The sequence below is a fragment of the Herbaspirillum sp. meg3 genome (genome assembly GCF_002257565.1).
Lineage (GTDB): Bacteria > Pseudomonadota > Gammaproteobacteria > Burkholderiales > Burkholderiaceae_D > Herbaspirillum.
In genome coordinates this window covers 3,680,561-3,705,455 of sequence record NZ_CP022736.1, presented here as the reverse complement: position 1 = coordinate 3,705,455, position 24,895 = coordinate 3,680,561, and the positions used below count along the sequence as shown (strand labels likewise).

At 55.8% G+C, this 24,895-nt stretch carries 26 protein-coding genes, 3 tRNA genes and 1 riboswitch; of the genes, 28 read left to right on the top strand and 1 reads right to left on the bottom strand.

What is annotated here, in order from left to right; all coding sequences use genetic code 11:
- Positions 1-130: 130 nt before the first annotated feature.
- From hmeg3_RS16695 to hmeg3_RS16570, 27 genes are all read left to right on the top strand, one after another.
- A complete protein-coding gene (locus tag hmeg3_RS16695) occupies positions 131-337 on the top strand; it encodes a glutaredoxin family protein (RefSeq protein WP_369828831.1) in 207 nt (68 codons plus the stop codon).
- Between the two features lie 265 nt (positions 338-602).
- On the top strand, positions 603-2,402 hold the full coding sequence (gene lepA, locus hmeg3_RS16690) for a translation elongation factor 4 (RefSeq protein ID WP_094564718.1): 1,800 nt from the start codon (positions 603-605) through the stop codon (positions 2,400-2,402).
- The gene (gene lepB / locus hmeg3_RS16685) at positions 2,399-3,310 is read left to right on the top strand and encodes a signal peptidase I (protein WP_094564717.1); all 912 of its coding nucleotides are present in this window, start codon (positions 2,399-2,401) and stop codon (positions 3,308-3,310) included. The genes lepA and lepB overlap by 4 nt, the downstream gene beginning before the upstream one ends.
- A gap of 223 nt (positions 3,311-3,533) precedes the next feature.
- Positions 3,534-4,610 carry a ribonuclease III gene (gene rnc / locus hmeg3_RS16680; protein WP_094564716.1) on the top strand — a complete coding sequence of 359 codons (1,077 nt, stop codon included), beginning with the start codon at positions 3,534-3,536 and terminating at the stop codon, positions 4,608-4,610.
- On the top strand, positions 4,607-5,521 hold the full coding sequence (gene era / locus hmeg3_RS16675; RefSeq protein WP_094564715.1) for a GTPase Era: 915 nt from the start codon (positions 4,607-4,609) through the stop codon (positions 5,519-5,521). The genes rnc and era overlap by 4 nt, the downstream gene beginning before the upstream one ends.
- 14 nt (positions 5,522-5,535) lie before the next feature.
- Positions 5,536-6,411, top strand: a complete 876-nt coding sequence (recO, locus tag hmeg3_RS16670; protein WP_094564714.1) for a DNA repair protein RecO — start codon at positions 5,536-5,538, stop codon at positions 6,409-6,411.
- 42 nt (positions 6,412-6,453) lie between these two features.
- Entirely contained in the window at positions 6,454-7,686 is a 1,233-nt protein-coding gene (locus hmeg3_RS16665; RefSeq protein ID WP_232512021.1) for a benzoate/H(+) symporter BenE family transporter, read from the top strand.
- Between the two features lie 5 nt (positions 7,687-7,691).
- A complete protein-coding gene (gene pdxJ / locus hmeg3_RS16660; RefSeq protein ID WP_094564713.1) occupies positions 7,692-8,462 on the top strand; it encodes a pyridoxine 5'-phosphate synthase in 771 nt (256 codons plus the stop codon).
- Between the two features lie 2 nt (positions 8,463-8,464).
- Positions 8,465-8,857 (top strand): holo-ACP synthase, encoded by a 393-nt coding sequence (acpS, locus tag hmeg3_RS16655; RefSeq protein WP_094564712.1) that lies wholly within the window; start codon positions 8,465-8,467, stop codon positions 8,855-8,857.
- Positions 8,854-9,912, top strand: coding sequence for a beta-N-acetylhexosaminidase (gene nagZ / locus hmeg3_RS16650; RefSeq protein WP_094564711.1), 1,059 nt, complete (start codon positions 8,854-8,856; stop codon positions 9,910-9,912). Before acpS ends, nagZ begins: the two co-directional genes overlap by 4 nt.
- A 78-nt stretch (positions 9,913-9,990) precedes the next feature.
- Positions 9,991-11,892: an excinuclease ABC subunit UvrC gene (gene uvrC, locus hmeg3_RS16645; protein WP_094564710.1), complete on the top strand. Its 1,902-nt coding sequence runs from the start codon at positions 9,991-9,993 to the stop codon at positions 11,890-11,892.
- Positions 11,893-12,118: 226 nt separating this feature from the next.
- Complete coding sequence (gene pgsA, locus hmeg3_RS16640; RefSeq protein ID WP_094564709.1) at positions 12,119-12,709, top strand: CDP-diacylglycerol--glycerol-3-phosphate 3-phosphatidyltransferase; 591 nt, start codon at positions 12,119-12,121, stop codon at positions 12,707-12,709.
- 41 nt (positions 12,710-12,750) lie between these two features.
- A tRNA-Gly gene (locus hmeg3_RS16635) sits at positions 12,751-12,826 on the top strand.
- A 148-nt stretch (positions 12,827-12,974) separates the two neighbouring features.
- Positions 12,975-13,048 (top strand) — tRNA-Cys (locus hmeg3_RS16630).
- Positions 13,049-13,058: 10 nt separating this feature from the next.
- Positions 13,059-13,134, top strand: a tRNA-Gly gene (locus hmeg3_RS16625).
- A 259-nt stretch (positions 13,135-13,393) separates the two neighbouring features.
- A complete protein-coding gene (locus hmeg3_RS16620; RefSeq protein ID WP_094564708.1) occupies positions 13,394-14,344 on the top strand; it encodes a chemotaxis protein in 951 nt (316 codons plus the stop codon).
- A gap of 406 nt (positions 14,345-14,750) precedes the next feature.
- On the top strand, positions 14,751-15,785 hold the full coding sequence (cobT, locus tag hmeg3_RS16615) for a nicotinate-nucleotide--dimethylbenzimidazole phosphoribosyltransferase (protein WP_094564707.1): 1,035 nt from the start codon (positions 14,751-14,753) through the stop codon (positions 15,783-15,785).
- Between the two features lies 1 nt (position 15,786).
- Complete coding sequence (locus tag hmeg3_RS16610; protein ID WP_094564706.1) at positions 15,787-16,599, top strand: adenosylcobinamide-GDP ribazoletransferase; 813 nt, start codon at positions 15,787-15,789, stop codon at positions 16,597-16,599.
- Positions 16,600-16,614: 15 nt separating this feature from the next.
- Complete coding sequence (locus hmeg3_RS16605; protein WP_094564705.1) at positions 16,615-17,169, top strand: histidine phosphatase family protein; 555 nt, start codon at positions 16,615-16,617, stop codon at positions 17,167-17,169.
- A 151-nt stretch (positions 17,170-17,320) separates the two neighbouring features.
- Entirely contained in the window at positions 17,321-17,455 is a 135-nt protein-coding gene (locus hmeg3_RS25160; protein ID WP_255407473.1) for a hypothetical protein, read from the top strand.
- A gap of 49 nt (positions 17,456-17,504) precedes the next feature.
- Positions 17,505-17,918 carry a response regulator gene (locus hmeg3_RS16600; protein ID WP_094564704.1) on the top strand — a complete coding sequence of 138 codons (414 nt, stop codon included), beginning with the start codon at positions 17,505-17,507 and terminating at the stop codon, positions 17,916-17,918.
- Positions 17,915-18,532, top strand: coding sequence for a chemotaxis protein CheX (locus hmeg3_RS16595; protein WP_094564703.1), 618 nt, complete (start codon positions 17,915-17,917; stop codon positions 18,530-18,532). The genes hmeg3_RS16600 and hmeg3_RS16595 overlap by 4 nt, the downstream gene beginning before the upstream one ends.
- Positions 18,533-18,543: 11 nt before the next feature.
- Positions 18,544-19,500: a sensor domain-containing diguanylate cyclase gene (locus hmeg3_RS16590; RefSeq protein ID WP_094564702.1), complete on the top strand. Its 957-nt coding sequence runs from the start codon at positions 18,544-18,546 to the stop codon at positions 19,498-19,500.
- Between the two features lie 192 nt (positions 19,501-19,692).
- The gene (locus hmeg3_RS16585; protein WP_094564701.1) at positions 19,693-20,109 is read left to right on the top strand and encodes a hypothetical protein; all 417 of its coding nucleotides are present in this window, start codon (positions 19,693-19,695) and stop codon (positions 20,107-20,109) included.
- A gap of 164 nt (positions 20,110-20,273) precedes the next feature.
- A complete protein-coding gene (htpX, locus tag hmeg3_RS16580; protein ID WP_094564700.1) occupies positions 20,274-21,158 on the top strand; it encodes a protease HtpX in 885 nt (294 codons plus the stop codon).
- A gap of 96 nt (positions 21,159-21,254) precedes the next feature.
- Positions 21,255-21,427: riboswitch (FMN riboswitch) on the top strand.
- 84 nt (positions 21,428-21,511) lie between these two features.
- The gene (locus hmeg3_RS16575) at positions 21,512-22,027 is read left to right on the top strand and encodes a 6,7-dimethyl-8-ribityllumazine synthase (protein WP_094564699.1); all 516 of its coding nucleotides are present in this window, start codon (positions 21,512-21,514) and stop codon (positions 22,025-22,027) included.
- A gap of 319 nt (positions 22,028-22,346) precedes the next feature.
- A complete protein-coding gene (locus hmeg3_RS16570) occupies positions 22,347-22,667 on the top strand; it encodes a hypothetical protein (protein WP_198361715.1) in 321 nt (106 codons plus the stop codon).
- A gap of 225 nt (positions 22,668-22,892) precedes the next feature.
- Here the strand turns inward: hmeg3_RS16570 and hmeg3_RS16565 are convergent, their stop codons facing one another.
- Entirely contained in the window at positions 22,893-23,504 is a 612-nt protein-coding gene (locus tag hmeg3_RS16565; RefSeq protein ID WP_094564697.1) for a DUF2242 domain-containing protein, read from the bottom strand.
- A gap of 309 nt (positions 23,505-23,813) precedes the next feature.
- Here hmeg3_RS16565 and hmeg3_RS16560 point away from each other — a divergent pair, with 309 nt between their 5' ends.
- Entirely contained in the window at positions 23,814-24,854 is a 1,041-nt protein-coding gene (locus hmeg3_RS16560) for a nitronate monooxygenase family protein (RefSeq protein WP_094564696.1), read from the top strand.
- The last annotated feature ends 41 nt before the right edge of the window (positions 24,855-24,895 follow it).

Here is a 24,895-nt window from a genome sequence, read left to right as displayed (position 1 = left end):
TTGTTTGGTAGTTTGTAAAGGCTGCATGCTTCACGGCATGCAGCCTTTTATCTGTCGAAGATTGAGGCGTTTGATGTCAACCACTCACTTCATCGTGTATTCCCGGTCGTATTGCCATCTATGCGAAGACATGGCGAATGCTCTGGAAGCTTTTCGCTCTGATTGTGACTTTACCGTTGAAATGATTGATGTCGATGCGGATGAGGCGCTGGTTGCGCTTTATGACGAGTTGGTTCCCGTATTAGTTGGGAGGAAGGCGGGGCAGTCGCCTGTGCAGCTATGCCATTACTTTCTCGATGTGCCGGCAGTAAAACGGTTTTTGCTTGACGGAAATTAATTGCTTGTCGAATTTCGCATCTCGTTGGCAACCCGCGCATTCCTCGGGCGATTCAAGTTGTAAATCAGCTATTTCCGGCAAACGCCTTTTTCAACGCCCTGATGACGGAAAGAATCTGCGCTGATGACGGTTCGTCAATGGCGATTCGGGTTTTAGCCCCTGAAATCCGGTAGAATGCTGGGTTGTACAAAAGCTGTTGTAAAGGCGCTCACTTGGGGGACGCTCCCACTCTGGAGCGCCTTTTTTCATCGTTTTCCGCAATTTAATGAACAATATCCGTAATTTCTCGATCATTGCCCACATTGACCACGGCAAATCCACGCTTGCTGATCGCATCATCCAGCTCTGCGGCGGCCTCTCCAATCGCGAGATGGAAGCTCAGGTGCTCGACTCGATGGACATCGAACGCGAACGTGGCATCACGATCAAGGCGCAAACCGCGGCGCTGCAGTACAAGGCGCTTGACGGCAATATCTACAATCTCAATCTGATTGATACCCCTGGTCACGTCGACTTCAGCTATGAAGTCAGCCGCTCGCTGTCCGCCTGCGAGGGTGCGCTGCTGGTTGTGGATGCCTCGCAAGGTGTGGAAGCCCAGACGGTTGCCAATTGCTACACCGCCCTGGAACTGGGCGTTGAAGTTGTGCCGGTTCTGAACAAGATCGATTTGCCCTCGGCCGATCCAGACAACGCCAAGAGCGAGATTGAAGAAGTTATCGGTATCGACGCCTCCGACGCGACGCCGTGCTCTGCCAAGACGGGTCTTGGCGTGCAGGACGTTATCGAGGCATTGATTGCCAAAGTGCCGCCGCCGAAGGGGGATCCCAATGCGCCTCTGCAAGCGCTGATCATCGATTCCTGGTTCGATAATTACGTCGGCGTGGTCATGCTGGTGCGCATCGTCAATGGCACCTTGCGTCCGAAGGAAAAGATTTTCCTGATGGCGACAGAGTCTACCCACCTGACCGAAAGCATCGGCGTCTTTACGCCAAAGTCACAGTCTCGCGACTCGCTCTCGGCAGGCCAGGTCGGCTTTATCATCGCCGGTATCAAGGAATTGAAAGCAGCCAAGGTCGGCGATACCGTCACGCTGGCGGCGAACAAGGCTGCCGAACCGCTGCCGGGCTTCAAGGAAGTTCAGCCGCAAGTGTTTGCCGGTCTGTTCCCGGTGGAAGCGAATCAATACGACGCCTTGCGTGACTCGCTTGAAAAACTCAAACTCAACGACGCAGCGCTGCAATACGAACCGGAAGTTTCGCAGGCGCTGGGCTTCGGTTTCCGCTGCGGCTTTCTCGGGTTGCTGCATATGGAAATCGTGCAGGAACGTCTCGAACGCGAATTCGACATGGATCTGATCACGACGGCGCCGACCGTGGTGTATGAAGTCGTGATGCGCGATGGCGAAGGCACCATCCTGATGGTCGACAATCCGTCGAAGATGCCGGAGCCGTCCAGGATTGAAGAAGTGCGCGAGCCTATCGTCACCGTCAATCTCTACATGCCGCAGGAATACGTCGGCTCGGTCATCACGCTCTGTACGCAAAAGCGCGGCGTGCAGATCAACATGAGCTACCACGGCAAGCAGGTGCAATTGACCTACGAAATGCCGATGGCTGAAATCGTGCTCGACTTCTTCGATCGTCTGAAGTCGACCTCGCGCGGTTACGCGTCGATGGACTATGAGTTCAAGGAATACCGTTCGGCTGATGTGGTCAAGGTCGACATGCTGATCAACAGCGAAAAGGTTGATGCGCTGGCGATCATTGTCCACCGCGCCAACAGCCAGTTCCGCGGCCGTGCAGTGGCTGCCAAGATGCGTGAACTGATCCCTCGTCAGATGTTCGACGTTGCGATTCAGGCCGCCATCGGCGCCACCATCATCTCGCGTGAAAACGTCAAGGCCTTGCGCAAGAACGTGCTGGCCAAGTGCTACGGCGGCGACATCAGCCGTAAGCGCAAGCTGCTCGAAAAGCAAAAAGCCGGCAAGAAGCGGATGAAGCAAGTCGGCTCGGTGGAGATTCCGCAGGAAGCGTTCCTGGCAATTTTACAAGTGGATGAAAAATGAACCTGCAGTCCCTCTTAGGTAACTTCGCGCTGATTCTGTTTGTGCTGATGATCGTGACCGGAGTGATCTGGTTTCTTGACGTGTTCTTCTGGTCCAAGCAGCGTCGCGCCAAAGCAGACGCAGCATTGGCAGAGTTCGATGCACGTATCGCCAAGCTCAGTGGCGAGGGCATCAAAAGCGATACCAATGGACGTGCGGCACTTGAAGCAAGTTTGCTGCGTCAGCCGACCTGGATTGAATACTCGGGAAGTTTTTTCCCGGTCATCGCGCTGGTGTTTTTCTTGCGGTCGTTTCTGTATGAGCCGTTCAAGATTCCGTCGAGCTCAATGGTGCCGACGCTGCTGGTCGGTGATCTGATTCTGGTGAACAAATATACCTACGGTATTCGCTTGCCGATCATTAACAAAAAAATCATCAATGTGAATGATCCGCAGCGCGGCGATGTCATGGTCTTTAAGTATCCTGAAGATACCTCAGTCGACTACATCAAGCGTGTTGTAGGCGTTCCAGGTGATAAAATAGTCTATAAAAACAAGCGCCTAACGGTAAATGGTAAAGAAGTTTCTTACAAGCCATTGCCAGATTATCTGGATGATGGGAATCTGACGTACTATAAGCAATGGCAAGAAATCCTGACCGGTGTTGAGCACAACATACTGACCGATGAGCGGGCTCCGAATTTTGTGCCTGATCCGCATCAGTATCCCATGAGAGACCTGTGTTCTTACAACGCCGAAGGGTTTGCCTGCACGGTGCCGACCGGTCAGTACTTCATGATGGGCGACAACCGCGACAACAGCCTGGATAGCCGTTATTGGGGCTTTGTCCCGGATGAAAACATTGTCGGAAAAGCATTCTTTGTCTGGATGAATCTGGGTAATTTGAAGCGTATTGGCAGTTTTCATTAAGTTTCTGTCAGGCATCATCTTTTTGGAGCAAGGGAGAAGAAGCCTTTTTCAGGCATTTTCTCCAGTCCAGGAAAATCCTACTGTCAGCCCATCATGGTGTCTGGTAACGATACCGTGGTTGGTTGCAGATAACGGGCCGGGTGGCCTGAGAGGTCGATCGAATGCGTCGCGGGCGAACAGCCGGGCGCGTCCGGGTTCAGACTTCTAAGCGACGGATGAATAAATGGATCCATTAGTATTGCAAAATCGGCTGGGGCACACGTTCAAGGACGCTACGTTATTGCAGCAGGCCTTGACACATCGTAGCCATAGCAGCTTGCATAACGAACGCCTGGAATTCCTTGGCGACTCGATTCTTAACTGCGTCGTTGCCTCTCTTTTGTTTGACCGCTACAGCAAGATCGACGAAGGCGATTTGTCGCGCCTGCGCGCCAATCTGGTCAAACAGCAATCCCTTTACGAAATCGCCCAACGCCTTGATTTGTCGCAGTTTCTGCGGCTCGGCGAGGGGGAGTTGAAGTCCGGCGGATTCCGTCGTCCCTCTATCCTGGCGGACACGCTGGAAGCCTTGTTCGGCGCCATTTTTCTGGATGCCGGATTCAATGCTGCGCGCGACGTGATTCGTTCGCTGTATATCCCGATTCTCGATACGGTTGATCCCAAGACATTGGGCAAAGACGCGAAGACCTTGCTGCAGGAATATCTGCAAGGGAAGAAAATTCCATTGCCGCAATACAACGTGGTTGCCACGCACGGTGCGGCACATAACCAGGAATTCGAAATCGAATGCCTGGTGCCCAAGCTGGAGATTCAGGTTTTCGGTACCGGTGGCAGCCGCCGCGCAGGCGAGCAGGCTGCAGCCAAACTGGCTCTGGAAGCGGTGCAGGCCGCGCTGGTCAAGGCGCCGGCTTCGGCACGCAAGCCGCGTACGCGGACGACGCAGCTTAAACTGGCAGGTATTGCGACGATACAGCCGGATGCTCCGAACGAGGAACTGCCATTGCTGGCGGAGCCGGCTGCGCCTAAAGTGGAAAATAAGGTGGAAAAGCCTGTCTCCATCAAAACGGCCAAGTCCGACGCAGCAAAAGGCGATGCCAAAGCTGATGGCAAGGCCGATGGTAAAGCTGACAACAAAGCCGACAGCAAAGCAGAAACAAAGAGTGACAAGCTCGATGCAAAGAACGACAGAGGTGACAGCAGGGGCGACAACAAAGCGCAACTGGCTGCCGCCGATCTGAACGAAAACCGAAGCGAGGCCGTGGCCTCTGCACCACCCGTTACACAAAGTAAAACCGCATGACAGACACTACAGCTCCTTCCGACGCATCGAACGATTACCGATGCGGATACATCGCCATTGTCGGTCGCCCGAACGTCGGCAAATCGACATTGATGAATGTGCTGGTTGGCGCCAAAGTCAGCATCACTTCACGCAAGGCGCAAACCACGCGCCACCGCATCACCGGCATCCAGACGATCGAGAACACCCAGTATGTCTATATCGACACGCCGGGTTTCCAGACACGTCACAGCAATGCCCTGAACAAGACGCTCAACCGCACGGTTACGACAACGCTGACAGCGGTTGATGTGATTTTGTATGTGATCGAAGCCGGTACCTTCGGTCCTGCCGACAAGCAAGTCATGGCGTTGCTGCCGGCCAACGTGCCGTGCATTCTGGTGATGAACAAGTCCGACCGCAGCAAGGACAAATCGGTGTTGATGCCGTTCGCACAGGAAGTCGCTTCACAGCACAATTTTGTAGCGGTCGTTCCGGTCTCTGCCAAGCAACGCTTCCAGCTGGATCAACTGCAGGAAGAAATCCGCAAACTGTTGCCGAATAATCCGCCGATGTTTGGCGAAGACGACATCACCGACCGCAGCGAGAAATTCCTGGCGTCGGAAATCGTCCGCGAAAAAGTCTTCCGTTTTGTCGGTGAAGAACTGCCTTACACCAGCACCGTTCTGATCGAAAAGTTTGAACAGGAAGGTGATCTTCGCCGCGTCTTCGCCGCCATTCTGGTGGAGCGCGATGGGCACAAAGCCATGGTGATCGGCAACAAGGGCGCGCGCCTGAAAGAAATCTCGACGCAGGCGCGTCTGGACATGGAACGCTTGTTCGGCGGTCCGGTTTATCTCGAAATCTGGGTCAAGGTCAAATCCGGCTGGGCTGATAATGAAGCCGGTTTACGCGCCTACGGCTACGAATAGAACTTATACATTTTATGGCTGAGATTATCGCCGATACTGCAGTTGGTCAGACACTCGATGCAGAAGCACTGAGCGCTGCTGCGACGCAGTCTGCGCTGGACAACGCCAAGAATACAGCCGCACCCAAACGCAGCACGCGCGTATCCTCAACGCCGCGCCGTGCCAAGGTGCCGGAAAAAGAAACCCGCATCCAGGCTCAGCCGGGATTTGTGCTGCACAGCTACCCCTACAAAGAAACCAGCCTGATCGTTGACGTGTTTTCACGCGATCATGGTCGTGTTGCACTGGTCGCGAAAGGCGCCAAGCGTCCGCATTCTGCATTGCGCGGCGTCTTGCAGACCTTTCAACCTCTGTCGGTCAGTTGGGCCGGCAAGTCCGAAGTACGCACCCTGACCATCGCTGAATGGGTCGGCGGCATGCTGCCGCTGGAAAAATCCGCGCTGCTGTGCGGCTTCTATCTCAATGAATTGCTGGTCAAATTGCTGGCGCGCGACGACGCGCATCCGGCGCTGTTCGATCATTACGTGTCGACGCTCAATCAGCTCGCGCATGGCGAGTCTGCTCCCATCGTGCTGCGCAAGTTCGAGCGCGCCTTGCTCAAGGAAACCGGTGTTGCCGGCGACTGGACCAGGTGTGTCACCAATGGAAAAGCGGTTGAGCCGGACGAAATGTATGTCGTTGATCCGGAGCAGGGTGTACGCTTCCCGCGCCTGTCTGATGTCTGGCCCAAGGTTTCCGGCAAGACCTTGCTCGACATGGAGAAGGAAGACTACAGCGACCTCAACACGCAGACGCAGAGCAAATTTCTGATGCGCTCGCTGTTGTCGCATCATCTGGGCGGTGCGCAATTGAATACGCGACAGATTCTGATCGATCTGACGCAACTCTGAGCCCTCGGGAACAACGTGTTTAAAGATTTTTCCTGGTCGGGTATGGCGGCGGGTTTTGTCGCCGTTCTCATCGGCTTCACCAGTTCCGCCGCCATCATCTTCCAGGCAGCCGCTGCCGCCGGTGCAACGCCGACCCAGATCAGCTCGTGGATCTTTGCTCTCGGTCTGGGCATGGGCGTGACTTGCATCGGACTTTCCCTCTACTACCGTACACCCGTCGTGACCGCCTGGTCCACACCCGGAGCAGCCTTGCTGATCACCGGGCTGGCAGGCCTCTCCATGCCGCAGGCAATCGGCGTGTTCATGTTTTCGGCTGTGCTGGTCACCATTTGCGGCGTCACTGGCTTGTTCGCACGCGCGATGAACCGCATTCCGATCTCGATTGCGGCAGCAATGCTTGCGGGTATTCTGGCGCGCTTCGGTATGGATGTCTTTGTCGCCATGAAGCTGGAATTCGCCCTGGTGCTGCTCATGTTCGCGGTGTATCTGGTCGCCAAGCGGCTCTTGCCGCGTTACGCCATCATCATTGTGCTGATCCTCGGTACCGTCTTTGCGAGCACGCAGGGGCTATTGCAATTCGAGACCTTCCACGTGGCACTTGCCACGCCGGAATTCGTCATGCCTGAATTCGCCTGGACCAGCCTGCTCGGCGTTGGCATTCCGCTTTTTGTCGTGACCATGGCATCGCAGAATGCGCCCGGCGTGGCGATCATGCGCGCTTCCGGTTACAACACGCCGGTATCGCCGCTGATGACCTGGACGGGCCTGACAACCTTGGTGCTGGCGCCTTTCGGCTGCTTTTCGATTTGTCTGGCGGCGATTACTGCCGCCATCTGTATGGGTAAGGAAGCGCATGAGGATGCATCCAAGCGCTACATCGCAAGCGTGGCCGCCGGCGTTTTCTACCTGATGGCAGGCATCTTCGGTGCGACAGTAGTCGCGCTGTTCTCCGCGTTTCCCAAGGCGCTGATCATGGCGATTGCCGGACTGGCCTTGTTCGGCACCATTGCCAACGGTCTCACCGTCGCCATGTCTAATGAAAAACAGCGCGAGGCAGCATTGATCACTTTTCTGGTCACGGCATCAGGCGTTTCTTTATTCGGCATCGGCACTGCATTCTGGGGACTGGTTGCAGGCGGTATCGCCATGCTGGTGTTCAACTGGCAATGGAAAAGCAAGCCATCCTCGACCTCCTTCACACAAGCGACGCCGGAAGCAATGCACGATAAAATTCCAGCCTCGCCCTCACAATCACCTCACAGCGCACAGCGATAATTGTCATGAGCTTCTTGAACCCTGTCGGCCCGGCCATCGAGCTGGGCATCAATATCGATCACGTCGCGACCTTGCGCAATGCGCGCGGCACGACCTATCCTGATCCTATCCAGGCTGCGTTGCAGGCGGAAGAGGCGGGCGCCGATGCCATTACCTTGCACCTGCGCGAAGACCGTCGCCACATCCGCGACGCCGACGTCGAAGCGATTCGTCCGCTGCTGCGCACGCGCATGAATCTGGAAGCTGCCGTCACCAGCGAGATGATCGATTTTTCCTGCCGCATCAAACCGCAGGATTCCTGCCTCGTGCCGGAGAAGCGCACCGAAATTACGACCGAAGGCGGACTTGATGTCGTCACGCATTTTGCGCAAGTGCAGGCTGCCGTGAAGCAGCTGCAGGCCGAAGGCATCCGCGTCAGTCTCTTTATCGATCCGGACGACGAGCAGATCAAGGCCGCAGCCGAAACCGGTGCTCCCGTGATCGAACTGCACACCGGTCGTTACGCCGAAGCGCACGATCAGGCTGAACAGGAGAAAGAGCTGGAACGCGTCAAGGCCAGCGTGCTGGAAGGCATCCGCCGCGGACTCAAAGTCAATGCCGGTCACGGTTTGCATTACACCAACGTGCAGGCGATTGCCGCCATTCCGAATATTGCTGAACTCAATATCGGTCATGCCATCGTCGCGCAAGCGGTGTTCGTCGGCTGGCAAAAAGCAGTCAGCGACATGAAGGCCATCATGCTCAAGGCACGCCTGGACGCTGTTGGCAGGGGCTGATCATGATTTACGGCATCGGTACCGACATACTCCAGATTTCGCGTCTCAAGGCCACGCTGGAACGACGTGGCGATCGCTTTGCGGAAAAGATTCTGGGGCCGGAAGAGATGGTCAAATACCTCAGCCGTAAAGCCAAGGTCGAAGCGCGCGGGATCAGTTTTCTGGCGACGCGCTTTGCCGCGAAGGAAGCATTTTCCAAGGCCATCGGTCTGGGCATGCGCATGCCGATGACGTGGCGCTCGATGCAGACGCTCAATGCACCCAGCGGCAAACCGATCGTCGTGTGCAGCGGCAAACTGAAAGCATGGATGGAAGAGCAGGGCTTGACCGCGCAAGTCTCGATCACCGATGAGGTGGAGTACGCGGTCGCATTTGTCATAGCGGAGAAAACATGAAGGCAACAGGTCTGGCGACACCGTCGAAACAACCGAAACAGGCTTTGGGGCCCGTCATGCTAGACGTGGTCGGCACCACCTTGACCGCGGAGGACATTCGCCGCATTCAACATCCGCTGACCGGGGGCGTCATCCTGTTTGCGCGCAACTACGAGAACCGCAAACAGATTACGGCGTTGGCGCAGGCGATTCACGCGGCGCGCCCGGGCGTTTTGATTGCAGTCGATCATGAAGGCGGCCGTGTACAGCGCTTCAAGACCGACGGCTTCACGCACCTGCCCGCCATGCACGTGCTGGGCGAGCTGTGGGATCGCGACGTACTGGAAGCGACCCGCCTGGCGACCGCCGTCGGTTATGTGCTGGCAGCTGAACTGCGCGCCTGCGGCGTCGATCTGTCGTTCACGCCGGTGCTGGATCTGGACTTCGGCGTGTCGACTGTGATCGGCACTCGCTCTTTCCATCGCGACCCGCGTGTTGTGACGCTGTTGGCAAAGAGCCTCAATCATGGACTGGCACTGGCCGGCATGGCCAATTGCGGCAAGCATTTTCCCGGCCATGGCTATGTACAGGCAGATTCGCACATCGACACGCCGGTCGATGACCGCGCTTATCAGGACATCATCGGCGACGACGCCATGCCCTACGATTGGCTCGGCATGAGCCTGACGGCGGTGATGCCGGCACACGTGATCTATCCCAAAGTAGACAAGCACCCGGCGGGATTTTCCAAGAAATGGTTGGGTATCCTGCGCAAGGATATTGGTTTCCAAGGCGTGATCTTCAGCGACGACCTCAGCATGCAGGGCGCCAGCGTCGCCGGCAGCGCCCTTGAGGGTGCGCAAGCAGCACTGGAAGCCGGTTGCGACATGGTGCTGATCTGTAACTCGCCAGACAAGGCGGATCAGCTGCTGGCAGGTCTGAAAACCAAGGTTTCCGCCGCATCGGCGGCACGCATCGCAGCGTTGGTGCCACAAAGCGACGCCCTGGATTGGGACGGCCTGCAAAAGGACGAGCGTTACCTTGCTGCCAAAAAACTGGTGTTGACGCTCATCTGAATAGCCTCAACAAGCCACCACGTTACGACGCCACAACGATATCAATAGCTGTCCACGAGACGAATTGCCCGAGCCAGCATGTCAGACACTTTGCCAACCGATCCGATTGATCTGCCGGATTCTTCGGGTTCTCCGAACCCGCCGAATCCACGGGATATCGTCCTTGAGACGGTAGCCAAGCTGCCGCATCTGCCAGGCGTGTATCGCTATTTCGATGCAGAAGACAATGTTCTGTACGTTGGTAAAGCGCGTGACCTGAAGAAGCGTGTATCGAGCTATTTTCAGAAGAACCTGAGTAGCCCGCGTATCGCCATGATGGTCGAGCGTATCGCGCGTCTGGAGACGACCGTTACCCGCAGCGAGGCCGAAGCGCTGCTGCTGGAAAACAATCTGATCAAGACGCTGCGTCCGCGCTTCAACATCCTGTTTCGCGACGACAAGTCCTATCCTTATCTGAAGATCACCGGTCACGCCTTTCCGCGCATGGCCTACTACCGCGGAGCCGTGGATAAGAAGAGCCAGTATTTCGGGCCTTTTCCCAATGCCTGGGCGGTCAAGGAATCGATTCAGATCTTGCAGAAGGTGTTCCTGCTGCGTACCTGTGAAGACACGGTCTACGCCAACCGGACGCGGCCATGTCTGCTGCATCAGATCCATCGCTGCAGCGGCCCTTGTGTCAATCTGGTGACGCAGGAAGACTACGCCCTCGATGTCGAGAATGCGTCCAAATTCTTGCGCGGACGCCAGACCGAAGTGCTTAATACACTCGAGCAAAAAATGCACGCCTACGCCGGCGAACTCAAGTTCGAGCAGGCTGCGGCTGTACGCAACCAGATCACCTCGCTCTCCAGCGTCTTGCATCAGCAGACGATGGAAACCGGCAGCGACGCCGACATCGACATCATCGCCGTCATCGTGCAGGGCGGTCGCGCATGCGTGAACCTGGCGATGGTGCGTGGCGGCCGTCATCTGGGTGATCGAGCCTATTTCCCGACGCATGTCGATGGCGCCATCCCGGACGGTGAAGAGTCGCTGGAAGCGGAAGTCATGAAGGCCTTCCTGGCGCAGCATTACATCGACAAATTCATTCCCGGCAACCTCATCCTTAATACCGAATTCGACGATCCCGCACTGATGCTGGCGCTCATGGAGCAGTGCGGTCATCGCATTACGCTCACGTTGCAACCGCAAGGCCAGCGTCGACAATGGCTGGAGATGGCGCACAAGGGCGCAGAGATCGCGCTGGCGCGGCTGCTGTCCGAACAAGGCTCGCAACAGGCGCGTACGCGTGCACTGGTCGAGGCGCTGGGCAGCGAAGTCGAAGATGTCGAAACCCTGCGCGTGGAATGCTTCGATATCAGTCATACGCAAGGCGAGGCGACCCAAGCCTCGTGCGTGGTGTTTCATCATCACGCCATGCAGAATGGCGAATACCGCCGTTACAACATCAACGACATCACGCAGGGCGACGACTACGCGGCGATGCGCCAGGTGCTGATGCGCCGCTACGAAAAAGTCGCCAACGGCGAAGGCACCATGCCCGACATCGTCTTGATTGACGGTGGCAAAGGGCAAGTCGAAATGGCGCGTCAGGTGTTCACGGAGCTGGGCCTCGACATCAGCCTGATCGTCGGTGTCGCCAAGGGGGAAGGGCGCAAGGTCGGCCTGGAAACGCTGGTCTTCGTCGATGGCCGGCCACCGCAGGAGCTGGGCAAAGAGTCTGCAGCATTGATGCTGATCGCCCAGATCCGCGACGAGGCGCACCGCTTTGCGATCACCGGCATGCGCGCCAAACGCGCCAAGGCCAGACAGACTTCACGGCTGGAAGAGATTGAAGGTATCGGCGCCAAACGCCGCCAGAAGCTGCTGGCGCGCTTCGGCGGTTTGCGCGGCGTCGCTGATGCCAGCATCGACGAGCTGGCATCGGTGGAGGGGATTTCACACACGCTGGCAGAAGAAATCTACCGTCAATTGCATTGAGTTCCATTGATTCAGCGGCGGATGCTTGCCTGCCATTGAATTTCACCTCAATGCCTGCATGTAGCTGCAGATGCAGCATGAAACGCCTGCAACCTTGCAGCCGCAGTACTGATTTTCAGGCTGATTTCCGTACTGATTTCTTTCGGTAACAGGTTTTAAGAGGCGGCTCTGATACTATCTCGGTAAATTTCACTCCGCGCAGAAGTTCACGATAATAAATAAACGTATGCCATTCAATATTCCCATTTTGCTTACCTGGTTGCGTGTCGCCCTGATTCCACTGGTAGTCGGTGTGTTTTATGTGCCGGAAATCGGGTTGTCGCGCTACGAGCAAGGTATCGCTTCGACGATCATTTTTGTCGTCGCGGCCGCGACCGACTGGTTCGACGGTTTCCTCGCCCGTCGCTGGGATCAGACCTCCGCATTCGGCGCTTTTCTCGATCCGGTCGCGGACAAGCTGATGGTTACCGGCGCCTTGCTGGTGCTGGTACATCTGGATCGTGTGCATCCGATTACTGCTTTCATCATCATCGGTCGTGAGATCGCCATTTCGGCGCTGCGCGAATGGATGGCGCAAATCGGCGCCTCCAAATCAGTGGCTGTCAGCTCGCTCGGTAAGATTAAAACTACTGCACAGATGATCGCCATTCCAATGCTGCTGTTCTACGGTGATCTGTTCGGTTTCATCGACACGCAGGTGTTGGGCAAGTGGTTGCTGTTGATCGCGGCAGTGCTGACTGTTTGGTCGATGCTTTACTACTTGCAGAAGGCGTGGCCGCTGATAAAAAAAGTGCAAGAAAGTAAAAGTGGCGCTTGACTTCCTCTATGGAAGCTCTATAATAGCGTTCTGTTGTTGATGCGGGAGTAGCTCAGTTGGTAGAGCGATACCTTGCCAAGGTATAGGTCGAGAGTTCGAGACTCTTCTCCCGCTCCAGAATTACTAAAGGAAGCGCCAAAACGCTTCCTTTTTTCATTGTGAGAGTTCTGCATCAGCCGAAAAAACTTCAGAGAAATTGTGCTGAAGCCGGTTGAAAAGAAAGCCGCAATTAGCAACGAATAGACAGTAATATTTAATGTCCCCTGGCGGGGTAGCAAAGTGGTTATGCAGCGGCCTGCAAAGCCGTCTACGCCGGTTCGATCCCGACCCCCGCCTCCAAATGCTCCATGCGGGAGTAGCTCAGTTGGTAGAGCGATACCTTGCCAAGGTATAGGTCGAGAGTTCGAGACTCTTCTCCCGCTCCATATTAAAAAGGAAGCTCAGTAATGAGCTTCCTTTTTTCTTTTCTGCTTCCATTTTATTGTTTTTACTTTTCGGATTTCCTGCCACTTCTCAGGCGTTCTCCTCGTCCTTTTCCGCCTGCACCAGCGCAGTGCAATAAATATTGAATTTGTGTCGTATTTTGTCGGATTCAATTGTTTTTTATGCAATTACACTCTACATTGGCATATCGTTCAATCGCGGTTCCTCAATCGCAATGGCGTAAAACACGGGGGTGTAAATATGGATGCATTTCAAAAAGAGATCGACGAGAGAACCAACCTGACCAGCTCAAACAAGTTTGAGTTGCTGCTTTTTCGCCTTGGCTCGGACCCGCACGGCGTGCGTTCGGAATTGTTTGGCATCAATGTTTTCAAGATCCGTGAAATTGTTCCGATGCCGGAAATTACCAAGGCTGCCGGCACTCGATCTCCGCTTCTCGGTATGGTCAATATTCGTGGTCAGATCATTTCGGTGATCGACTTACCCGCGGTAGTCGGATGTACGCCCAAGACCGGCCTGAATATTTTGCTGGTTACCGAATATGCCCGCAGCACACAGGCATTTGCAGTCGAGTCGGTCGATGAAATCGTGCGCCTGGAATGGAGTCAGGTTCTGTCGGCGGAGTCCAAGGCCGGCGGCAACTTTGTCACCAGCATCGCGCGTCTGGATGATGACCTCAATAGCAGTCGGTTAGCACAAGTGCTGGACGTCGAGCAGATCCTGCACGAGATCATGCCGACCGAGCGCGACATGGATATGGCAGGCATGGAGCACATCAAGCTCAAGCCGGGCGCGGTCATCATTGCAGCCGACGACTCCAAGGTGGCGCGTTCACTGGTAGAGAGCGGATTGACTGCCATGGGTTTGCCTTTCCTCATGCACAAGACCGGCAAGGAAGCGTGGGAAAAGCTCCTCGAGATCAGCAAGGAAACGAAGGCGCAGGGAATACCAATTACCGATCGTGTCGCCATGGTGCTGACCGATCTCGAAATGCCCGAGATGGATGGCTTCACTCTCACGCGCAACATCAAGCGCGATGACAGCTTGAAGGCAATTCCTGTGGTGATTCATTCATCTCTGTCCGGTTCCGCCAACGAAGACCATGTCAAGAACATCGGCGCCGATGGTTATGTCGCGAAGTTCGTTATTGAGGATCTGACCAAGGCTATCGCTCACGCACTGGGAAAATAGTTTTCGTCAGCGCCTCGTCAGGCGATCTTCAAATAAAAACGTAAAAAGCCGTCTGTCATTTTTTGCAATGACAAACGGCATTTTTTTATTCCGGATAGTTTGATAGCAATGAATCAGCAGTCTGCGAGGTGTTGCTCGACACGTCTTCGATGTAGGGGAGACGCCGCGGTATCTTGTTCTCTCCTGATCTTGGAATAACTGGGGTAATCCCGGCAACGCGACATTTGCCGCAATGCAGTTCTTCCTCCAAGTCCGCAACGATTGGCAGCGTAAGAATGTAAAGAACGACCAGATGGCACGATGCGTTCGGTTGCAACGCCCGACTATCTCTTATACTGACGTCCTTTCGTTAATTCTGTATCCGTCGACTGTTTTCAAATCACGGCCAACGGAGTCTGATCCGGCTATGCTTATTCCACAACTATCGTCTACCCAAGATGCCGCGCTGTCATCGGCTTTACAGAGCCTGATTGACGACAAAACCAAGCCGCAGGGAAGTCTGGGCGTGCTGGAATTCATCGCCCACCGCATCGGGCTGATCCAGCAGACCTCCAGCCCACGTATCGATCGCGCAGCGATTGTCGTCTTTGCTGCGGATCACGGCGTCGTCGCTGAGAATATTTCGGCTTATCCGCAAAGCGTCACCTGGCAAATGGTGGAAAACTTCTTGCAGCAAGGCGCTGCCATCAATGTCTTTGCACGTCAGAACGACTGTGCCTTGCATATCGTCGACGCCGGCGTGAATCACGACTTTGGCAAGCGCGTTGAACTGCTCGACAGAAAAATCGGGCCCGGCACGCGCAATTTTGCAAAAGAACCAGCCATGACCGCGGAGCAGTGTCAGCAAGCGATTCAGCATGGCATGGATCTGGTGGCGGCGATGCCGGTTGACGTCATCGGCTTCGGTGAAATGGGCATCGGCAACACGACCACTGCGGCCGCGCTCATGCACAAGATTACCGGCATTCCCGCGGCTGAATGCGTGGGTGCCGGCACCGGTCTGGCGGCAGAGGGCATTCGTCACAAGCAACAGGTCATTGAACAGGCGGTAGCGCGCCATGCGGGTATTGAAGCGCCGATGGATATCTTGCTGACCTTTGGCGGGTTTGAAATCGCCATGATGGTCGGGGCCATGCTCAAAGCGGCAGAGCAACGCTGCGTGTTGCTGATCGACGGATTCATCGTGACATCGGCCTTGCTGGTAGCCGCGAAGCTGCAGCCCTCGATTCTCGACTACTGCGTCTTTTCGCATTGCTCAGACGAACATGGACACCGGCGCATGCTGGATTATCTGAAGGGCCGGCCTTTGATGCAGCTCGATCTGCGTTTGGGTGAAGGAACCGGCAGTGCGTTGGCCTTGCCATTGCTGCATGCGGCGGTAAATTTCCTGGCGCAGATGGCGACATTCTCCTCGGCGCAAGTCAGCGAGAAAAGCACCTGACATGTCGGCCGTTCCTGATGCAGGCTCCGGCTTGCGCTATCAACTGCGGCTGTTCTTTACGGCGCTGCAGTTTTTCACGCGCTTGCCGGTACCGCGTTGGGTAGGTTTTGATGCGGCGTGGCTGCAGCATGCCACGCGTTATTTTCCGGCGGTCGGTATTCTGGTCGGGATGGCATGTGCGATTGTGTATGGGCTTGCCGCGCTCGTATTGCCGCAAGTCGTGGCGGTATTGTTGTCGACGGCTGCAGGGATTTATCTGACCGGTGGTTTTCATGAAGATGGTTTCGCCGATGTCTGCGACGGTTTCGGCGGCGGCATGCAGCCGGCGCGTATTCTGGAGATCATGCGCGATTCGCGTGTTGGCGCGTATGGTGTGATCGGCGTTGGGATGCTACTGGGGCTGAAGCTCGCTGCACTTGCCAGTCTGCCGTCGATCCAGGTCATGCCGGCGCTGTTGCTGGCGCATCCGGTCTCGCGCTGCCTTGCGGCAGGGCTGATCTGGCGTATGGACTATGTACGGGAAGAGGGCAAGGCCAAGCCTCTGGCGCAACAGATGAGCACGTTTGAATTTGCCGTCGCCGCATTGACCGCGTTCCTGCCAGTCATGCTGTGCGCGGCGATGGGATGGTTTGCATGGCAAGGATTGCTGTTGGCGCTGCTGTTGGGTTTTGCCGCCACTCTGTTCCTTGCCTATAAATTTCAGCGCCGCATCGGCGGCTACACCGGCGATTGCCTCGGCGCTGTACAACAACTTAGCGAAATCGCGATTTACCTGGGCCTGCTGGCTGCGGTGTCGCCGGCATCGTCCTTATAGACAGAAAGGTCCATCATGTTGCTGCATCTAATTCGTCATCCTCAGCCTGTCATCGGCAAGGGCCTCTGTTATGGCAGCAGTGATCTCGCCGTGACGGAAGAAGACTGCCGCAAGGTGCTCGATCAGGTCAGCCCGGTCCTGCCGCCGCATGCGCCTTTATATTCCAGCCCGCTGCAACGTTGTGTCTTCCTGGCCGAGCCCTTGGCGACAGCACTCAACGCCGGTCCCGTGCGTTATGACCCGCGTCTGATGGAAATGCACTTCGGCACCTGGGAGCAATGTGCCTGGGACGATTTGCCGCGTGCGGAGATTGATCAATGGGCGGCTGACGTCGTCGGCTACCGTCCGGGTGGCGGAGAGAACGTGCTGCACGTAGCACAGCGTATCGACGCTTTTTGCACCGATTTGCTGTCGCGCGGCCATGGTCAGGCGATTATTGTTTGCCATGCCGGCACCATTCGCATGCTGCAAGCGCGGGCTTTGAATTTGTCCGTACCAAAGATGGCTGAGCATGCCGCGATCAATGCGCATGCCATTGCTTTTGGGGAAGTGCTGACTTTGCAGCTCTGAGGTCCAGGCAGACTCAAGAAGGCCTGAAGAGCCTCATCGGAAGCGCGGTGAAGCTGGTGTTGTTCATCACCCACATCAACATCGGCATAGTTGTTCAAAAGGAAGCCTTTGCGCTTCCTTTTTTCATGGCCGCACGCAAAGCAAAGTGGGCATGGGCGTGGCGCGCAGGGCATTTTCAACGAAGTCACTTCAAGTCATTGTTTTAATGCAAGATTTCTTCAAAAAAATGGCTGTTGATTTTGGCTTTTTTTCTGCAACACTAGAAAAAGCTGGGTGGCTAAAATAGTAAAATATAGAAAAAAAGACAATATTTATAAATAGACAAGTTTAAATTCATGTCTGATACTTCTCTCAAAAAAATTCTGATCGTCGACGACAGCAAAGTATCGCGCATGGTGATCAAGGCGCATATTCTCGCCGTCCATGCCGACTGGATCGTGCAGGAGGCCACGACCGGCAATGAGGCTGTCGCCATGATTGAGCAGGATCTGCCCGATTACTGCACGATGGATATCAATATGCCCGGCATGCTCGGCACGGATGCTGCCGAGATCATCCTCAGCAAATATCCCGGCGTGCGTATCGTGATTTTTTCAGCCAACATCCAGGAGGCCGCGCAATCGCGCGCGCAGCAGCTCGGCGCTTTGTTTGTCGCCAAACCGGTGACGGAAAAATCGATTGCGCAGGCAATCGGCTATTTCACCGGCGCCACCGGTATTTCTGGCTCAGGCGCTGCGGGGGCCGCGTGAAAGTGCTATCTGAGATCGAACTTGATGCGCTCACCGAAGTGTTCAACGTTGGTGCAGGGCGCGCCGCGTTAAGCCTCAGCGAAATCGTCGGCGAGGAAGTCTTGCTGTCGGTGCCATCGATCGAGATACTCAAGGCCGACGAGGTCAATGACCGCGTGTTGACGCTCAAGGACAACAAGTTCGCCACCGTCAGCCAGTTGTTCACCGGCCCTTTCGACGCCGAAGCCGTGCTGCTGTTCACGAAGAACTATGCGCTGGAAATCGTGCGTGACATGATGGGCTCGCAGATGAGCATCGAGGATCTGGCGGAGTTCGAGCAAGAAGCCATGTGCGAGCTCGGCAACATCATCCTCAATGCCTGTTTGTCGGCCATGGCCGACATGCTCAAGATCAGTCTCAGCAGTTCGTTGCCGAGCTATACCATGTCGTCACCAGAGGAAATCACCGCGCGCCTGGCCGAGCAGGGCCGCGACGACAGCTACATCCTGGTTCTCCACATTGATCTGGTGCTGGAAAAACACCATACCGAAGGTCATCTGATTTTCCTGCTTAGCTCCACATCGCTGAGCAAGCTGATTTCGCATATTCAGCAGTATCTGAACAATATTCTCTAAACGGCATGTCCATGAGCAGTCCGGTTCCACTTGGTTTTTCAGCAGATGAGGTTGTCAACAACGTCAACCTGGGACTCGTCGTGGTCGATCGCGACTTGCAGATCCTGCTGTGGAATGACTGGATGAGCCGGCACAGCCGCATCGGCCGTGAGCAGGCGCTCAGGCAAAACATCATCGCGCTATTCGGCGAGCAACTTACGCCGGGCTTCCTGCGGGCGCTGAACAACGCTATCGGCTACGGCTTGCCGGCAATCTTGTCCAGCGCATTCCATCGCTCGCCGTTGCCGCTTTTTGTCGAACAAGATAAAAGCGATATGCCGGTGCGTATGCATCAATCCATCATCATGACACCGCTGCAATCCGACGACGGTCAGCCGACATGTCTGATCCAGATCAGCGACTCCAGCACCTCGGTCAAGCGCGAAAAAATGCTCATGTCGCATTCCGATGCGCTCAAGCGAGAGGCGATTACCGATAGCCTGACAGGTATCTACAATCGCCGCTTCTTTGATGAAAGCTATGCGCTGGCGCTGCGCGACGCCAAGCGCAACCACACCAGCCTGTCGTTGCTCATGATCGATATCGATTACTTCAAGCAATACAACGACCATTACGGTCATGGCGAAGGCGACAGGGCACTGAAGCTGGTCGCCAACGTCCTGCGCGCGCAAATGCGCCGCCCTAACGACGTCTGTGCGCGTTATGGCGGCGAAGAGTTCATCATGCTGATCCCCGGCTTTACCGACGTCCAGGCGGAGAACTTTGCCGAACGTCTGCGCGCCAGCGTCAGCGACCTCTGCATTCAGCATGAAGAGTCCCAGTCCGGCGCGCACATGACCATCAGCGTCGGCGTCTGCACCATGACACCTGATATCGGCAGCGACGGTGCGGCTTTGCTCGATAGCGCCGACGATGCGCTATACCGGGCAAAGAAGCAGGGACGCAATCAGGTCGTCAGCGGCGTTTAGGTGCGGTTCTGCCTGTTTTTGAACGGAAGAGGAACAATCCTCGCAAAAGCTGAACGGACGCGGCCTGCGCATTGTCATAAACAAGTTATCAACAGGGTTGACCACATTTTCTGTGGGTAACTTTGGCTCGCGCCAACTTGTCGATATGGCCGCATTCGTCCGCTCGCCGATCTTGTGGATATCTTGCGTATAATGCGCTCCTTGATGCTTTTTGCTGTTTTTACCGCCTCGCTCATGCGCCGATTTTGTTTTTTGCTGCTGGCATTCCTGTTTCCCTTGCAGTTGTTTGCTGGGACGCTTGAGCCTATGGCAAAGCAACTGAGTGAGACACCTGCGATTGTGCAGGCTGCTCAAGCGCACTCGCAAGATGGCGCGCAGCAATCCGCATGTGAAACGGCTCACGATATTGCCGACACGATGGCCGATGAGCTGAGCGACCAGCCCGATACTAAAAAACTGACGGCGCAAGGCGATCTGGAAGACCAGACCTTACCGGTTCCTTTTGCCACCTTGCCGCTGGATTGGCAGCCTTTCCCTCATTTTTATCCCCTCGTGAACGACGGTACTTCCGCGTTCATTGATCTGCAGCGTCCTCCACCGCTAGCCTGACCGTGCGCTCTCCGACTCGGTGCAGTTGATCGTTTTCGATCAGCTGCGGCACCGAGATCGGCTATTGCGCGCAGTTCTCTATTCTTCCCCAGTTTTCATTGCTATTGCCCTGCGGCGGCGGCATCGCTACTGCCACTTCTCGTATTTTTTATTTAGGAAGCTCCATGAAACGCGTCATTCTTTTTCTCGTCACCAATCTTGCCGTGATGCTGGTCCTCAGCGTGACCGCCAGCGTTCTCGGCATCAATCGCTACATGACCGCCAACGGCCTCAACTTCGGCATGCTGCTGATGTTCTGTGCGCTGATGGGCTTCGGCGGGTCGTTCATTTCCCTCTTGATGTCGAAGACCATCGCCAAATGGTCCACCGGTGCGCGCGTCATCGCGCACCCGCAAAACTCGACGGAGATATGGCTGGTCGATACCGTCAACCGCCTGGCAACACGTGCCGGTTTGAGCATGCCTGAAGTCGCGGTCTATGACGGCCCGCCAAACGCCTTTGCTACCGGCGCCAGCAAGAGCAACTCGCTGGTGGCGGTATCGACCGGCCTGCTACAGGGCATGACCAAGGAAGAAGTGGAAGCCGTGCTGGCGCATGAAGTCGCACACATCGCCAACGGCGACATGGTCACGCTGACGCTGATCCAGGGCGTGGTCAATACCTTCGTTATGTTCTTCGCGCGTATCGTCGGCTACTTTGTTGACTCGGCTTTGCGCCGCAACAACGAGCAGTCGTCCGGGCCCGGCATCGGCTACATGGTGACCGTGGTTGTCTGCGAAATCGTCTTCGGTATTCTGGCCAGCGTGATCGTCATGTACTTCTCGCGCCAGCGCGAATACCGTGCCGATGCCGGCGCTGCATCGCTGATGGGTTCATCCACACCGATGATCGGCGCACTGCGTCGCCTGGGCGGAATGGAGGCCGATGGCTTGCCGCAGAACTTGCAGGCGTCCGGTATTGCGGGGCGCGAGTCGTGGATGGGTTTGTTCTCCAGCCATCCGTCGATTGAGTCGCGCATCGCTTCTTTGCAGAATCGCACACGCGCCTGATCGCCTAGAAAACGCTGTGTGCTCTGCAGCATTTCTGCAATCGTGATAAATTTGTGTGTGGCGAAAATTTCTAAATAGTTTGAATTTTTCTGCACACGATGTTCTCGGGGCGGGGTGAAAATCCCCACCGGCGGTGATGTCGCATGACCTTGTTTTCAAGGTTCTTGCGACGAGCCCGCGAGCGCTTGGCGGACGCCCGTCCGTCAAGGTCAGCAGACCTGGTGAGATCCCGGGGCCGACGGTCATAGTCCGGATGAAAGAGAACGGAAACCTGCCGCGCGCATGCACGCTTGCATACGCCTGCTCGTTCCTATGCGCCCTGTTTTTAGTCACCAAACAGGAGTCCTGAACAAATGCAACACGCAGCAAACCATACCAATACTTCTACCGCCAAAAATCGTATCGCTTTTATCCAGGCTTGCTGGCACAAAGAGATCGTCGATCAATGCCGTATTTCCTTCACTGCTGAAATCGCCAAGTTGGGTTTTCCGGAATCCAGTATTGATTTCTTCGAAGTCCCCGGTGCGTTTGAAATCCCTTTGCATGCCAAGTTGTTGGCAAAGACCGGCAAGTATGCCGGTATCGTCGCTTCCGGCCTGGTGGTTGATGGCGGGATTTACCGTCACGATTTCGTCGCCACGGCAGTGATCAACTCCCTGATGAACGTACAGTTGGAAACCGAAGTACCGGTTTTCTCCGCCGTGCTGACACCGCATCATTTTCATTCGCACAGCGAGCATCAGGAGTTCTTCCACGCGCATTTCGTGGTCAAGGGCCAGGAAGCCGCGCGCGCTTGCGCTGACACCATCGGCAAGATTGCACGTCTTGATGCCGGGCAAAACGCGGTGCCGGTGCTCAACGCAGCCTGATCGGTTGTAGCGGACTGACCGGTAGCCGGTCAAAACAGAAGACGGACATTGCGAAAGCAGTGTCCGTTTTTTTATGCCCGATTGTGAGTGCTGAAGAGTAAGGGAAGAGCGGGGAAGTGTGAATCCTGGTCAGGAATTTGTAGCATCTTGTTACAAGGCTTACCGGGTACTGACTGGTTATCGGGTGCGAATTGGATTTTAATAGAGTCAATGGTTAAACGAGTTGTCAGCCGCGCAGTACTTTTTTCAATGCGCAGTTCAAGCTCGACATTCAAGCACATAACGCATACGCATCTTCAGATGCACCCAAGGAGCCATCGTGAAAAAATCTCTTCTCTCCGTGACAGTCGTATCGGTTGGCGTGCTCGCCGCAAGCCTGTTTGCGGCACCGGCGATGGCCGCGCACGTCGGTGTTGGTATCAATATCGGTGTGCCTGTGTATGCACCGCCACCACCCGTGTATTACGCGCCGGCTCCGGTCTATGCGCCGCCACCTCCTGTGTACGTGCGTCCGGCGCCGGTTTATGTCGCCCCTGCACCAATTTACGTTGAGCGAGGCGGCTACTACCACCGTGGTTATGGCCCCGGCTATTATCGCCATGGCTACCGTCACCACGGTTATCACGACCGCCGCTGGTAATCCCACGTAGTCGCTGATATGCCTGACCTCAGTTGCCTGATGTACCCACACTGAGTTACTCACACTTACCCACAAAAACTGTGGGTAAGTGTGTGAGCAAGTCTGGGAGAAAGTGCTAAGTAGTTGATTATGAAGAACTTAGTTGTCGCGCCTCAAAATAAGGCAGTTGGTGACAACATTGAAGAAATGTTAAAGACGTATTGAATAAGTCTTGAATAAGGAGTCCTATTTGGACTCCTTTTTTTCTGGCTGTGCGACCGGGCCATCCAATTGGGTTTTGGCAGCTTTGGCGGCATCGTCTTCTGCCGGATCCAGATAGCGTTCTACCGCACCAAAGAATCGATCATAAAAATGACCGGAGCGGATGGTTTCGCTCGCCACGCGCACGAGCGAATCGTCACTTGAGCCGAACGGCATCGATACCGAACCCAACACGCCCACGCCCAGACTGGCGGAGTTGTTGGTCTTCTTCAGCGCGTAGCGATCCTGCGTCGCGCTCACAAATAGCGAAGCATTGTGGTCAGCCTTGCCGTTGGGCGCGCAGACGATATGGAAAGCAATCTCCACGTGCTGATCGGCTTCCGGTTGAAAGCTCTTGGTGCCGTCGACGATGTTGGCCTGGGCTTTGCTGATGATGTAGCCCTGACCCAGCAAGGCGCGGCGTGCAGCTTCGCATACCGCATTGTCGCTGGCGCCGAAGCTGCGTGAATAGGTGTCGGTCTCGCTGAAATCTTCCTGATGATAGAACGACGGCTTTGACGTCGAGCAACCTGCCAGACCGGCAACACCGGTGATCAGCAGGGCAGAAACGGATAACGAAGGAAGCAAGCGGCGCATGCCTGGAATCTCCTGATGGTAAATCTCTGAGTCTGTTAGTGGATAAGTCGATACCGTAATTGTAAATTATCGGCAAGGCCACAAGTCGAAGCAGAACGTAAGGATCGGTAACAAGTCGGCAGCCGGCAGCATCAATATCGACTCCCCGATATACTTGTCATTCGAATAGTTATTATGGGTGACTGCGGGTTATTTCTAATTATTCAGCTGGATCAGCTGAGACCAGCGTGGAAGCGTATTCGTAACCACGCTGCCACCGGGCCAAGTGCGGCAGCACCACAGCAATATCACGAATAGACCGGAGAACACATGGAATCGTTGCAAAAGCTGCTGGGAATCGACCTGCCGATTATTCAGGCACCGATGGCGGGCGTACAGGGACATGCGCTGATTACTGCAGTCTGTAATGCCGGCGGCCTGGGTTCTTTGCCTTGCGCCATGCTCACGCCTGAAGTGCTGCGCAAAGAGCTGGAGCAAATCCGTGCCGGCACCGACAAGCCCTACAACGTGAATTTTTTTGCGCATACACCACCCGAACCCGATGCAACGCGCGAAGCCACATGGCGTGCTGCGCTGGCGCCGTACTATCGTGAATTCGGTATTGATGCCGACACCATCCCGACAGGCCCTGGTCGCGCTCCGTTCACGGCCGAGGCTGCTGAACTGTTGAGCGAATTCAAGCCCCCGGTGGTCAGCTTCCATTTCGGTTTGCCCAGTGCGGCATTGATCGCCCGCGTGCGCAGCTGGGGCGCCAAAGTGTTGTCTTCGGCAACCACCGTGGCCGAAGCGCGCTGGCTGGAAGAGCAGGGTGTCGACGCCATCATCGCGCAAGGTCTGGAAGCGGGAGGGCATCGGGGCTTTTTCCTGTCGCACGATATTTCCACGCAGCTCGGTACCTTCGCCTTGCTGCCGCAAATCGTCCAGGCCGTGAACGTCCCGGTTATCGCCGCAGGCGGCATCGTCGATGCCAAGGGCGTCGCTGCCGCCAAATTGCTGGGTGCGGCAGGCGTGCAGATCGGTACAGCCTACATGCTCACGCCCGAGGCAACCACCAGCGCCATCCATCGCGCTGTCCTGAAAAGCGATGCCATTGAACACACCGCCCTCACTAACTTGTTTACCGGCGGTCCTGCACGCGGCGTGGTGAATCGCCTCATGCGCGAACTCGGTTCATTGAGCCCCGCGGCGCCGGCTTTTCCCTTGGCGACTTCCGCGATTGCACCATTGCGCAGCAAGGCAGAGAGCTTGGGCAGCGGAGATTTTTCTCCATTATGGTCGGGGCAGAATGCGCGCGGCTGCAAAGAGATTCCCGCCGCCGAACTTACGCGGGAGTTGGCTGCAGGCTGGTAAAGCGCAGCAGGGGCGCCCGGGATCCCAGTTCGACGTTCGGC